A 12,202-nucleotide genomic window follows, 5' to 3' on the forward strand; every position below is an offset into this window, starting at 1 on the left:
AGGTGTTTGCTTCGCGAGCAGGCTCGCTCCCACAGGGGATGTGTGGTTTGCCCGAAAGCCCGGGTTCACCGAAAAACTTGCAGGAGCGAGCCTGCTCGCGAAGGCGTCCGTGCAGGCGGATCGTTGGCGACTGGTAAACCGCTATCGCGAGCAGGCTCACTCCTACAGGGGATGTGTGGTTTGCCCAGAATTCGTGTTCATCCGCAAAACCTGTGGGAGCGAGCCTGCTCGCGAAGGCGTCCGTGCAGGCGAATCATTGGCGGCTGGTAAACCGCTATCGCGAGCAGGCTCACTCCTACAAAGGGATGTGTGGTTTGCTCCGAATTTGCGTTCAGCCCCGAAACCTGTGGGAGTTCAGGTCAGATTAATCCGTAGCGCTTCGGCGCACTCCTTGATCGAGCGCTGCTGCGTTTCGGCATACAACCCCAGCTCATCTATGGTCGAACGCCCCAGCGCCTGTTCAAAAGCCTGGCGATTGGAATGCTCGCCATAGTGCGCCTGCGCGGCATCGCCCAGGTTCGACTGAAAAATCCCTGCCGCACTGACCGGAAGGAAATCTTCGTACACCAATGGCTCGGCTTTCACGTAGCCGTCGCGCAGTAAATCTTGCAGTGATGTTTCACCGAGTCCCGCAGCGGCCAGCCCCTTTTCGGTGGCGAAATAACGAAAATACGCCAGTCCCTGTTCGCGCATGCCGTCGAGACTGTCAGGAAATTCGGCAAAGTGCTGAGTCATCAGCGCGTTGTAGCGTGCGGCGTTGGCTTCGTTGGGAAAGCCGCCGAGTTCATCGCGAGCGGCATTCAGCAAGCGGTCATACAGCGCTCGACCCTTGGGCGTCAGCGCCGCTCCGCGTTGTTCGATCTCGCCGAAACGTGCGCTGTGGCTACCGCGAGTCTGGTTCTGATCAGTAAAAGCGATCGGCTCGTCCAGCGCTTTGAAACTGGTCTGGCGCAGCAGGATCGGGCAGTTGCGCCGCGGCGGGCCTTCGATCACCGCTTTTGGAGTAATGCCATGGGCCGGCATCTGCGTCTGAACGATGTCAATGTCCAGGGTGCGCGGTGTCAGGTGATTGATATGCGGGCCTTTGAACGCGACGACATCGGCAATCAAGCGATGCTGGGCGCTGAGGGTCTGATACTGCGTGGCCGTGACCGTGGCGCTGTGGTGCCAGCGAAAAGTTTCCAGTGCCTGTAAGACGAATTCTGCGGCTTCAGCTTCATTCAGCCCGCCCGCCGTTTCCGCCTGGGTAATCAGCCGTAATGCCTCTTCGGTAAAAATCGACCGTCGGGCCAACACCGATTCGGCGAATTCACGCACTTCAGGATCTTCAATCAGTTCCAGGCGCAGCAACGAGGTAAAGACCCGAAACGGGCTGATCCGCAGCGCTTCTTCATGCACCGCACGGAACGCTGTGGAATGCACCGGCACACCCGCCGGGGTCAAGTCGTAATAGCCCACGGGCTGCATGCCCATCACTGCGAACAGGCGGGCGAGGGTAGCCAGTTCGCTTGCCGTGCCAACGCGGATAGCGCCGTGGCGCTCCATGTCCAGCCGCTCGATTTTGCCCGTGCTGCGCAAGTGTTCGGCCAAGTGGGGTTGGCGTTCAAGCACGTCACGGTTGGTCTGCTTGACCAGCGCCATCAGCGCGCCATACAGCGGCACCTCTTCGCGGTACATGTCGGACATCGCTCGGGAGAAGCGCTGGCGGATCAGGTCGGGACTGACGAACGGCTGCACGGTCATGAAAAAAATTCCTGGCACGGTCACGGAATGAATGACGGAAAAGATCGCAGCCTTCGCCCACGCGGGCAAACGAAGAATCCTACGAACTTCATTCTGCCAACGACTGATCCACCAGTTCGATCCAGTGCAAAACCGGGGTGCGGCCGGCGCTGGCCAAATGGCTCTGGCAACCGATGTTGGCGGTGACGATCAGCTCCGGGTCGCCGCTTTCCAAGGCATTCAGGCGGTTGTCGCGCAACTGTCTGGCCAATACCGGTTGGGTCAGCGAGTAAGTGCCTGCCGAGCCGCAGCACAGGTGGCCGTCCGGCACCGGGGTGAGGTTGAAACCCAGGCGCGTCAGCACGGCTTCCACCGCGCCGCCGAGTTTCAACGCGTGCTGCAAGGTGCAAGGGCAGTGCACGGCGATACGACGCTCAGTGGCGGCGCAGATCTGCTCCAGCGGTTCCTGCGCGAGGATCTGCACCAGATCGACGCTTCGTTCGCTGATCTGTTGGGCCTTGTTGGCATAAGCCGGATCGTTCGCCAGCAAATGCCCGTAGTCCTTGATGAATGCGCCGCAGCCGCTGGCGGTCTGGACGATGGCTTCGGCGCCGCTCTGCACATGCGGCCACCACGCGTCGATGTTCTGTCGGGCGCGGTCGAGGCCTCTGGCCTGCGCATCGAGGTGATAGTCCAGCGCTCCGCAACAACCGGCTTCGGCCACTGGCGTGACGCTGATTCCCAGACGATCAAGGACCCGTGCGGTTGCGGCGTTGGTGTTCGGCGACAGGCCCGGTTGGACGCAACCTTCCAGCAGCAAGGCGCGGCGGGCATGCCGGGGGGTAGGGCGCGAACCCGCCGCCGGCGAGTGCTGCGGCAGTTTGTCTTCAAGCAAGCGCGGCAGCAGCGGGCGAAGCGTCGCGCCCATTCGCAGCAAACCCTTGAACAACCGCGGATTCGGTGCCAATGCGCGCAAGCCTTCACGGAGCAGACGCTGGGCCGGCGTGCGCGGTACTGCGTGATCGACCACCGCACGGCCAATGTCGAGCAGGTTGTGATAATCGACGCCGGACGGGCAGGTGGTTTCGCAATTGCGGCACGACAGGCAGCGGTCCAGATGCAGTTGCGTCTGCTCGGTGGCCGGCGCGCCTTCGAGCACTTGCTTGATCAGATAAATACGCCCGCGCGGGCCATCGAGTTCATCACCGAGCAGCTGATAGGTCGGGCACGTCGCGTTGCAGAATCCGCAATGCACGCAGGTGCGCAGGATCTTTTCCGCTTCGGCGGCGCGGGGCAACCGGCGTGATTGCTCGCTGAGTGTGGTTTGCATGGTCAGACCTCGGCGTACATCCGTCCGGGATTGAACAGCCCTTGCGGGTCGAGTTGTGCCTTGAGTTGTCGGTGATAGCGCAGCAGCGTCGGCGCCAGTGGCTGAAACGGTGAGTCGATGGCGCCATGCGTGAAGCACGTCGCGTGACCGCCTAAGGCGTGGGCTAGGGCGTGAATGTCGCTGCGCTCGGATTTCAGCCAGCGTTGCGCACCGGCCCAGTCGATCAACTGCTCGCCAGGCAGGTCGAGCGGGCCGAGATTGTTCGGCAATGACAGCCGCCACAGTGGCAAGGCTTCATCGAAATAGCTCAAGCGCTGCTCGTTCAGATCGCCCCAAAAAGACGAATCCAGCGGCTCGCCACCGAGGCGTTGATGCGCCGCTGCCACCGAACCTTCTCCACCCTCCAGCCGCAGGTACAGGCTGCGCCCATCGTGACACGCGGCGCTGATTGGCAGCGGCTGCTGACCCCATTCGGCAAGTTTGCTCAAGGCGCGGGCACAGTCGATATCGAGGCGGATGCTCAGGCATTGGCGAGGTTTGGGCAGCACTTTCAGCGACACTTCGGTCAATACGCCGAGGCAACCGAAACTGCCGGCCAGCAGCCGCGACAGGTCATAACCGGCGACGTTTTTCATCACCTCTCCGCCGAAGCGCAAATGCTGGCCGAGGCCGGTGATGACTCGCGTGCCTAGCACAAAATCGCGTACCGAGCCGGACCACGGCCGGCGTGGTCCGGACAACCCGGTGGCGATCATGCCGCCCACCGTGGCGCTGTCGGTAAACGACGGTGGTTCGCATGGCAACATCTGCCCGGCGGCGTTCAGCGTTGCGAGCAGCTCGGACAACGGTGTGCCAGCACGCGCCGTGACCACCAGTTCGGTCGGTTCGTAACGCACGATGCCGCGATGCACGCGGGTATTGAGTACTTCGCCGGCCACCTCACGACCGAGAAACGCCTTGCTGTTGCCACCCTGGATTTTCATTGGCGTGGCATTGGCTAGCGCTGTTCTGACTTGATCAAGCAGGGCGTCGGCGGCATCGAAATCGGCCATCAGAAACGCTCCAGCTCGGGGAAGGGCAGTTGCCCGGCATGGATGTGCATCGCGCCGAACTCGGCGCAGCGGTGCAGGGTCGGGATGTTCTTGCCGGGATTGAGCAGGCCTTGTGGATCAAACGCGGCTTTGACTGCGTGGAACAGCAGCAACTCATCGCTGTTGAATTGCGCGCACATCTGATTGATTTTTTCCCGGCCCACCCCGTGTTCACCGGTAATGCTGCCGCCGACCTGCACGCACAATTCGAGAATCTTGCCACCCAGCGCCTCGGCGCGATGCAGTTCACCTGGCTGGTTGGCGTCGAACAGAATCAGCGGGTGCATGTTGCCGTCACCGGCATGGAACACATTCGCCACGCGCAAGCCATATTCCTCGCCGAGACGGGCGATGCCCTGCAAAACGGCGGGCAATTCGCGGCGCGGGATGGTGCCGTCCATGCAGTAATAATCGGGAGACAGACGCCCGATGGCCGGAAAGGCATTTTTGCGCCCGGCCCAGAAACGCACACGTTCGGCTTCGTCCCGGGCCTGCCGCACTTCGCTGGCACCGGCGCGGGTCATGACCTCGCGCACCCGTTGGCAATCGTCGTGGACATCGGCCTCCACGCCATCGAGTTCGCACAGCAGAATGGCCTCGGCATCGACCGGGTAGCCGGCGTGGATAAAGTCCTCGGCGGCGCGGATGGCGAGGTTGTCCATCATCTCCAGGCCGCCGGGAATAATCCCGGCGGCAATGATGTCGGCGACCGCGCGGCCGGCTTTTTCCACCGAATCGAAACTGCCCAGCAGCACCTTGGCGACTTGCGGGCGGGGCAGCAGTTTGACTGTGACTTCGGTGATGATCCCCAGCAATCCTTCGGAACCGGTGAACAGTGCGAGCAGGTCGAAGCCCGGCGAATCAAGGGCCTCGGACCCCAAGGTCAGGCGCTCGCCTTCGATGGTCAGCACTTCGATTTTCAGCAGGTTGTGCACGGTCAGACCGTACTTGAGGCAATGCACGCCGCCGGCATTTTCCGCGACATTGCCGCCAATCGAGCAGGCGATCTGCGAGGACGGGTCGGGCGCGTAATACAGCCCGAAAGGCGCGGCGGCCTGGGATATGGCGAGATTGCGCACCCCTGGCTGGACCCGTGCGGTGCGGGCGGCCGGGTCGATGTGCAGGATGTTGTTGAACCGCGCCATGACCAGCAGCACGCCTTTTTCCAGGGGCAAGGCGCCACCGGACAAACCGGTGCCTGCGCCACGGGCAACCACCGGAATGTGATGTTCATGACAGAGCCTGAGCAGGGTCTGCACTTGCTCGAGACGCCGGGGCAGGGCCACCAGCATCGGTGTGGTGCGGTAGGCGGAGAGACCGTCGCATTCGTAGGGTTTGAGTTCGTCCTCGCGCCACAGAATGTCCAGATCCGGCAGCGCCTGCTGCAAGCGCTTGAGCAGTTCGGCCTTGTTCACCTCGGGGAGCGGTCCGTCGAGGCGCTCGTCGTAAAGGATGTTCATGGTCAACCGCCGATTGCCTGGAACTGAAATACCCACCTGTGGCGAGGGAGCTTGCTCCCGCTGGGCTGCGCAGCAGACCCAATGCCAGCATGTCCAAGCACAAACATCGCGCTTGCAGGATCAGGGCCGCTTCGCGCCCCAGCGGGAGCAAGCTCCCTCGCCACAGGGTGCACTGTCATTTTTGACCTCGCAGAAATTCTTCATACAGCCGCGCGGTATTCCCCGGCTGCTCGACCATCGGCATGTGCCCGACGTGATCCCAGACATCGACCCGCAGGTTGGCAATGCCCTTGCTCCAGACCGGCACGCTGCTGACGTCGATCAAGCGATCCTTGCGCCCCCACAGCAAAAGCGCCGGGCATTTGATCTCGGGCAGCTTTGGCTCCATCGGCGGGCTGGCGTGAAAGTCGCGGAAGATCTCCTCGAGTTCATCGCGTTGCTGCTCGTAACGCTGGGCGACGGCATCCAGCACCAGTTTCGGCACCCACGGAGGCGATTCCATGGTCATGGCGTACAAGCGCTGGAAATCCTCGCGGGAATCGATCAGAAACGGATTGTGCCCCCGGGCCAGATGGCGCTCCATGTCGCTCGGCTGCGGTGCGGTGACGCCAGCGGGGTCGATCAGCGCGACCGAGGCGATCCGCTCCGGATAGGTCGCCGCCAGCCACGCTGCAATGTAGCCGCCCATGGAATTGCCGATCACATGGACTTTCTCCACGCCGCAGACATCGAGCAGTTGAATCATGCGCTTGGCCTGAACCGGGATGTCGTAGCCGCCGCCGGCCTTGAAGCCGGTTTCGCCGTGGCCGGCCAGGTCCGGAATGATCACCCGATACTGGCGGACGAAATGCCGCGCGCAGCGCAGCCACAGGTTCTTGTCGGCGCTGAAGCCGTGGAGCATCAGAATCGCGCTCGACGCTTCATACGGCCCGCCCTGCCAGGTCGACACGCTCATCTCGGCGATGGGCACTTCGATCTTGTGCAATTGGTACAGCTTGGCCTCGATCGCCATGCTCAGGTCATACAGCCAGTGGCCGACCGCCGGATAACTCAACCAGCTCCAGGCCAGGAAAACCGCGAGAGCGACAAACAGCAAAAGCATCGACGTCTTCCTTTTACGTGTTCAAGAGAAAATATGGTCGGCCGGTTTCAGTGCCCGGGTCAGCCGGTGATAAGTGAAACTGAAGCCGGGAAACATGGCGATCACATGACCGCTCCTGCTCTGGTACCAACTGTGGCAGCCCCCGAATTTCCACACGGTGCGCTGCATTTCCCGGTGGATCATTGCAGTGTAGGTACGTTCCGCGTCATGGCGCACTTCGATGCTGCGCAAGCCTTTGGCCTGCACGGTGCGAATGCAGTCGAGGATGTAGTTCATTTGCGATTCGATGATGAACAGCGCCGAGGTGTGGCCGATGCCGGTGTTCGGCCCGGTGACGATAAACAGGTTGGGAAAGTCCGGCATGCTGGTACCCAGATAGGCGCGCGGGTATTCGGCCCAGACCTTTCTGAGTTGCACGGCGTTTTTGCCGCTGACCGGGTAGGAAATGACGCCATCGGTGGCGTCGTAACCGGTCGACCAAACGATCAGGTCCACTTCGATGTGCCGGTCGTCCTCGGTGTTTATCCCGGTTTCATCAATCGAGGCGATGCCTTGTTCGCGACTGTGCAGCGTAACGTTGGCGCGGTTCAGCGCCGGGTAATAGGTGCTGGACACCAGCACCCGTTTGCAGCCGATGGTGAAGTCCGGGGTGAGTTTCTGCCGCAGCACCGGGTCCGGCACCTGGCGCTTGAGAAAGCGCAACGCCTGTTGTTGCACCAGACGAATCGCCGGTTTCGAGTATTTGAAGGCGATCACCCGGGTCTCGAACTGCCAGTAAATCAGCCAGCGCAGCAGCGTATAGGCCGGTTTCAAACCGAGCAGCCAGCGTTGGAATCGGCCGAAAGTGCGATCGGCACGCGGTAGCACCCAATGCGGTGTGCGCTGGAACACGTGCAGGTGTTCGACCTGCGGCGCAATCGCCGGAATGACCTGCGCCGCGCTCGCGCCGCTGCCAACAATCGCCACGCGTTTACCGCGATAGTCGTAGCTGTGATCCCAATGGTTTGTATGAAACGTCTTGCCCTGAAAGCGATCTTGCCCAGGAAAGCGCGGGATGACCGGCTGACTCAACGGCCCTGTGGCATTGATCAGGAACTGCGCGTAAAAGCTGCCCTTGGCGCGGGTATGCACCGCCCAGCGTTTTTCCGCCTCGTCCCATGCGACGCGCTCGACCTCGGCTTGCAGCTCCACCCGTTCACGCAGGCCGAACTGCTCGATCACCTGCTCGGTGTAGCGCCGCAGTTCCGCCTGGCCGGCAAACATCTGCGACCAGCGGTAGGGCGCGAATGACAGCGAGTACAGCGGCGACGGCACGTCCACCGCTGCGCCGGGGTAGGTGTTCTGGCACCAGGTACCGCCGAAAAACTCGCGTCGCTCCAGTATCCGAAAGTCATCGAACCCGGCCTTGAGCAGGTTGACCGCCGCACACTGGCCGCCGAAGCCGCTGCCGATGATCAACACATGGTAGGTGTGCATGGTCCCCCTTCTTATAGTTGTTTTTCCATTTCCCCTGTTTCAGTTATAGCCAACTCTGGGCCGCGTGTGCGGTGCTGATAGCGCTCTATTCAGGCCGCTGGCCGGTGATGGCTATTTAACTCCACCCTGATAGACTCCGAACACATCCGTGTCGGGGTGTAACCATTGCATCGCGCGGTCGAGGCCCCTATGGGAAATACGCGAGGAAAGGGACTTTCACTGGCAAGGAGGCTGTACAAGTCGCGGGTGTTCGGGCTGCTGCTCGGGCTGATGTGTGTCAGCGTGGCGATGTACCCGCTCGATCCGCCGCTGTGGGTGTGGAGTCTGATGCTGTTCAACGGCCTGGTCTGGCCGCATCTGGCGTTTCAATGGGCACGCCGTTCGAGCATTCCGTATCGCGCCGAACACCGCAATTTGCTGATCGACGCGTTCATGGGCGGCTTCTGGGTCGCCGCCATGCAGTTCAATCCCTTGCCCACGGCGACCACTGTTTCGATGATGGCGATGAACAATGTCGCCATCGGTGGTGGGCGATTTCTGCTCGCCGGGACGGCAGCACAACTGTTGGGCGTCGGCGTCGGGCTGGTGGTGTTTATGCCGGCATTCATCCCGGCGACATCACCGTTGCAGCTTTACGCCTGCTTACCGTTGCTGTTGCTGTATCCATTGGCGCTGGGCTGGATCTGCTTTCGTCAGGCCGACACCCTTGGGCGGCACAAGCGCGAGCTGTTGGCGTTGAGCCGAACGGACAGCCTGACCGGCCTGCTTAATCACGGCGCGTGGAAGGATCAACTGAACATTGCGTTTCAGCGCTGCAAACGCCAGCAGCAGGGTGCGGCGATTGCGTTGATCGACATCGACCATTTCAAGGCGATCAACGACACCTACGGTCACGTCGCCGGGGATATTGTGTTGCGCCAGTTGAGCAAACTGCTCAAGCAGAATCTGCGCGCCACCGACGTGGCCGGGCGATACGGCGGGGATGAGTTCTGCGTGATTCTGCCGGAATTGCCGCTGTTCAACGCCGCTCAGGCCATGGAAGCCTTGCGCGAGCGTTTTGCAGTTCTGGGGTATGAGCAGAATCCGGCATTGAAGGTCAGCTTGAGTATCGGCCTGGCCGCGTATGACCCGAGCCATGCCGACGCCACACGCTGGCTCGATGAAGCCGATCAGGCGTTGTATGAAGCCAAGGCGAGTGGACGCAACCGGGTGATTTGCAACAGCGACAGCAAACCCCGGCAGGCGGTGCTGGATTCGGTTTGAAGGGACACCGCCGATTAAAACTGTAGGAGTGAGCCTGCTCGCGATAGCAATCTGTCAGAGATTTAAATGCTAACTGACACAACGCTATCGCGAGCAGGCTCACTCCTACAGGTTTGTTCGGTGTCGGTCTTGAGCGTGTCGCATTCGCTATAGAGCCTTGCGCCAATGTCGGTTACGGTTGAATCCCTCCGACACGAAACAAGGACTGCTTCATGACGTTCTCATTTCCCCGCTCGCTGCTGGCCGCCAGTCTTGGTCTGTCCCTCGCATTCTCGGCAGCCAACGCTTGCGCCGAACCACACAAACAAGTGCTCGCCGATGCCGAGCAATACCAGCCTGAAGCGTTGAAACTGCTGGAGCGCCTGGTCAATATCGACTCCGGCTCCGGTTACGAACCCGGTCTCAAGCAAGTCAGCGAGATCGCTATCGATGAGCTGAAAAAACTTGGCGCCAGCATCGAACTGGTGCCCAACACCCCGGAAAAGTCCAACCATGTACTCGCCACGCTTAAGGGCACCGGCACGGCAAAAATCCTGCTGATGGCGCACATGGACACGGTGTTCAAGGAAGGCTCCGCCGCCGCACGGCCATTCCACATCAAGGATGGCCGCGCTTATGGGCCGGGGGTGATGGATGACAAGGGCGGCATTGTCGCCGGCATCTACGCGCTGAAAGTGCTGAAGAATCTCGACTTCAAGGACTATGCGCAGATCACCTTTCTGCTCGACGCCAGCGAAGAAACCGGCTCGGACGTCGCCACCGACCTGATCAAGAAAACCGCCAAACAGCACGACGTGACCCTCAACCTCGAACCGGGTCGCCCGGCCGATGGCCTGGTGGTCTGGCGCAAGGGCAGCGCGACGGCACTGGTCGAGGTCAAGGGCAAAGCGGCGCACGCCGGTGTCGCACCGGAGCTGGGGCGCAACGCCGCCATGGAAGCCGCGCACCAGATTCTGCAATTGGGCAAACTGGGTGATGAAGCGAAGAAAACCACCATCAACTTCACCGTGCTCAAGGCGGGTGATCGCACTAACGTGATTCCTGATCAGGCCACAGCCAAGGCTGACGTGCGCGCCGCCGTGCCAGAGGAATTCGACCGCATCGAAAAAGATCTGGCGCGGGTCTCGCAGGACAAATTGATTGCCGAGACGCAAGTGAAAACGTCGTTGCAGCGCGGTCTGCCGCCGATGCCGCAGACGGCTGAATCGGATCGCTTGATGGCCATGGCCCAGGGAATTTACGGCGAGATTGGCCGCAAACTGACCGAGGAGGGCAGTGGTGGCGCGGCGGATGCCAGTCTGTCGGCTGGGGTGGGCACGCCAACGCTGGATGGCTTCGGGATTGTCGGCGGCAATATTCACACGCCGGAAGAATATGCCGAGGTGGCGAGCGTGGCGCCAAGGATTTATCTGTTGTCGCGGATGATTATGGAGTTGGCCAAGCCACATTGAGGTGATCGTTCCCACGCGCAGCAAAAGAGCGCCCAACGGACGTTCCGCGTTCGCCTCTGACAGGGCCGCGGAGCGTCCCGAGCTGCATTCCCACGCGAAGCGTGGGAACGATCAAAAAAGCAAACGCCCCGAGCCAGTCGAAGCGTCTGTTTGGAATCACCGTTAATGTCTTTTTTACAGTCTACAAGAACGGTATAAAACCCTTTTTCCTTGCTATGAATTGAACCATCTTATGGCGACAAGATAGTATCTTGGAATAGACAGGGATTCTTCTGCGTTATTCACTTCAAAATAAGAGATCCTTTTTCCGGATGGTGCTTGGTATTCAAATATCACGTCACCAGTAGGCGCTTCGGGCTGGGAACGCTGCTCTAATAAATTACCATTAATATCGAAAAAACTAATTTTGTGGGCAGGGTGGGGGCGATAGATAAGCAACTCGATGTTAGTAACGGTACCTGTCCACTTGAATCTCGCGCTGCCCAACCCACGGCAATGCATATCCCTTCTATTAAGTGCTAAACTATACGATAAAAAAAAGCGGTCAACAAAAGATAACGGTGTAAATTCTAGTCCACTTTTGAATGTGACGGGCCTTTCAAGGTATTGATCGACTTCGTTTGTCCAGTCTTCATACCCTCCAGCAGCAACGAGAACCACGGTATAAGTTCTTACCGGAAAACTTATCGCTTCGCCGACCGCTTGACTGCCACTCAGTCCCGCCTTGAACACCACTTTCAACTCGCTGCCGTCCTTCAGATTTTGCAGATCGGCCAGCGGAAGCGGATGCGTGAAATAGCCTTGGCTGATCCACCTGTCGTTGGTTGTTCCGGTAGGCGGCTGCCAAAACGTTTTCGCATAAACGCTGTCATCTTTTTTAGTACCTTCCAGCTCCAACCAGACATATTGCCTCAGTGCAATCAGCGGCCAGCTGTTCACACGCATGGTCGCGTTCTCTGTCAGTTGGCTGACGTCCAAATCGGGACCTTCCCCGCCGTTAGCGGCTTGGGTGATCAGAGGCATGCCCAGCTGCGGATCCCCATGCGCAATCGGCTGCACCGCCAGGAGAAGGGGCTTGGAGTCCTTGGGCGTGCCATTGCTGACTATTGTGTAGATTACTGTCACCGGCTTGCCCAGGTTGAAGGCCACCACCGAGTTGGGTAGCGGAACGCTCTGAGGCCCTTGCGTGGTCACGGTAACCGGCACGGTGGTGTGGCTGCCGCCGCCGGGCGTGCCGGTCCAGGTCACGCTCAACTGGGTGCCGACCATGTTGTCGAAGGCTGGAACAACCGCAGTCAGGGCTTCCT

8 protein-coding genes and 1 pseudogene are annotated in these 12,202 nt (G+C 60.4%); 2 read left to right on the forward strand and 7 right to left on the reverse strand.

Annotated features, from left to right (window positions below):
- Positions 1-354 precede the first annotated feature (354 nt).
- From HU755_RS26800 to HU755_RS26825, 6 genes are all read right to left on the reverse strand, one after another.
- Positions 355-1,743: a VOC family protein gene (locus HU755_RS26800; protein ID WP_186638253.1), complete on the reverse strand. Its 1,389-nt coding sequence runs from the start codon at positions 1,741-1,743 to the stop codon at positions 355-357.
- 88 nt (positions 1,744-1,831) lie between these two features.
- Positions 1,832-3,052 (reverse strand): glycolate oxidase subunit GlcF, encoded by a 1,221-nt coding sequence (gene glcF, locus HU755_RS26805; RefSeq protein WP_186638256.1) that lies wholly within the window; start codon positions 3,050-3,052, stop codon positions 1,832-1,834.
- 2 nt (positions 3,053-3,054) lie between these two features.
- Positions 3,055-4,104, reverse strand: a complete 1,050-nt coding sequence (gene glcE / locus HU755_RS26810) for a glycolate oxidase subunit GlcE (RefSeq protein WP_186638258.1) — start codon at positions 4,102-4,104, stop codon at positions 3,055-3,057.
- A complete protein-coding gene (glcD, locus tag HU755_RS26815) occupies positions 4,104-5,603 on the reverse strand; it encodes a glycolate oxidase subunit GlcD (RefSeq protein ID WP_186638260.1) in 1,500 nt (499 codons plus the stop codon). Before glcD ends, glcE begins: the two co-directional genes overlap by 1 nt.
- 175 nt (positions 5,604-5,778) lie before the next feature.
- Positions 5,779-6,705 carry an alpha/beta fold hydrolase gene (locus HU755_RS26820; RefSeq protein ID WP_186638262.1) on the reverse strand — a complete coding sequence of 309 codons (927 nt, stop codon included), beginning with the start codon at positions 6,703-6,705 and terminating at the stop codon, positions 5,779-5,781.
- A gap of 21 nt (positions 6,706-6,726) precedes the next feature.
- The gene (locus HU755_RS26825; protein ID WP_186638263.1) at positions 6,727-8,181 is read right to left on the reverse strand and encodes an NAD(P)/FAD-dependent oxidoreductase; all 1,455 of its coding nucleotides are present in this window, start codon (positions 8,179-8,181) and stop codon (positions 6,727-6,729) included.
- A 189-nt stretch (positions 8,182-8,370) separates the two neighbouring features.
- On the opposite strand from HU755_RS26825, the gene HU755_RS26830 reads away from it, so the two are divergent.
- Positions 8,371-9,444, forward strand: a complete 1,074-nt coding sequence (locus tag HU755_RS26830; RefSeq protein ID WP_186638270.1) for a diguanylate cyclase — start codon at positions 8,371-8,373, stop codon at positions 9,442-9,444.
- 212 nt (positions 9,445-9,656) lie between these two features.
- A complete protein-coding gene (locus HU755_RS26835) occupies positions 9,657-10,895 on the forward strand; it encodes a M20/M25/M40 family metallo-hydrolase (RefSeq protein WP_186638273.1) in 1,239 nt (412 codons plus the stop codon).
- Between the two features lie 213 nt (positions 10,896-11,108).
- Here HU755_RS26835 and HU755_RS26840 read toward each other — a convergent pair.
- Positions 11,109-12,202 (reverse strand): annotated as a pseudogene (locus HU755_RS26840) (hypothetical protein); the annotation flags it as partial.

Source organism: Pseudomonas sp. SWRI111 (assembly GCF_014268555.1).
Classification (GTDB): domain Bacteria; phylum Pseudomonadota; class Gammaproteobacteria; order Pseudomonadales; family Pseudomonadaceae; genus Aquipseudomonas; species Aquipseudomonas hamedanensis.

Bases quoted from the DNA above. Each gene is read 5' to 3' on its own strand.
- HU755_RS26835 (WP_186638273.1), top strand. From the start codon at position 9,657: ATGACGTTCTCATTTCCCCGCTCGCTGCTGGCCGCCAGTCTTGGTCTG.
- glcF (WP_186638256.1), bottom strand. From the start codon at position 3,052: ATGCAAACCACACTCAGCGAGCAATCACGCCGGTTGCCCCGCGCCGCC.
- HU755_RS26825 (WP_186638263.1), bottom strand. From the start codon at position 8,181: ATGCACACCTACCATGTGTTGATCATCGGCAGCGGCTTCGGCGGCCAG.
- glcE (WP_186638258.1), bottom strand. From the start codon at position 4,104: ATGGCCGATTTCGATGCCGCCGACGCCCTGCTTGATCAAGTCAGAACA.
- HU755_RS26800 (WP_186638253.1), bottom strand. From the start codon at position 1,743: ATGACCGTGCAGCCGTTCGTCAGTCCCGACCTGATCCGCCAGCGCTTC.
- HU755_RS26830 (WP_186638270.1), top strand. From the start codon at position 8,371: ATGGGAAATACGCGAGGAAAGGGACTTTCACTGGCAAGGAGGCTGTAC.
- HU755_RS26820 (WP_186638262.1), bottom strand. From the start codon at position 6,705: ATGCTTTTGCTGTTTGTCGCTCTCGCGGTTTTCCTGGCCTGGAGCTGG.
- glcD (WP_186638260.1), bottom strand. From the start codon at position 5,603: ATGAACATCCTTTACGACGAGCGCCTCGACGGACCGCTCCCCGAGGTG.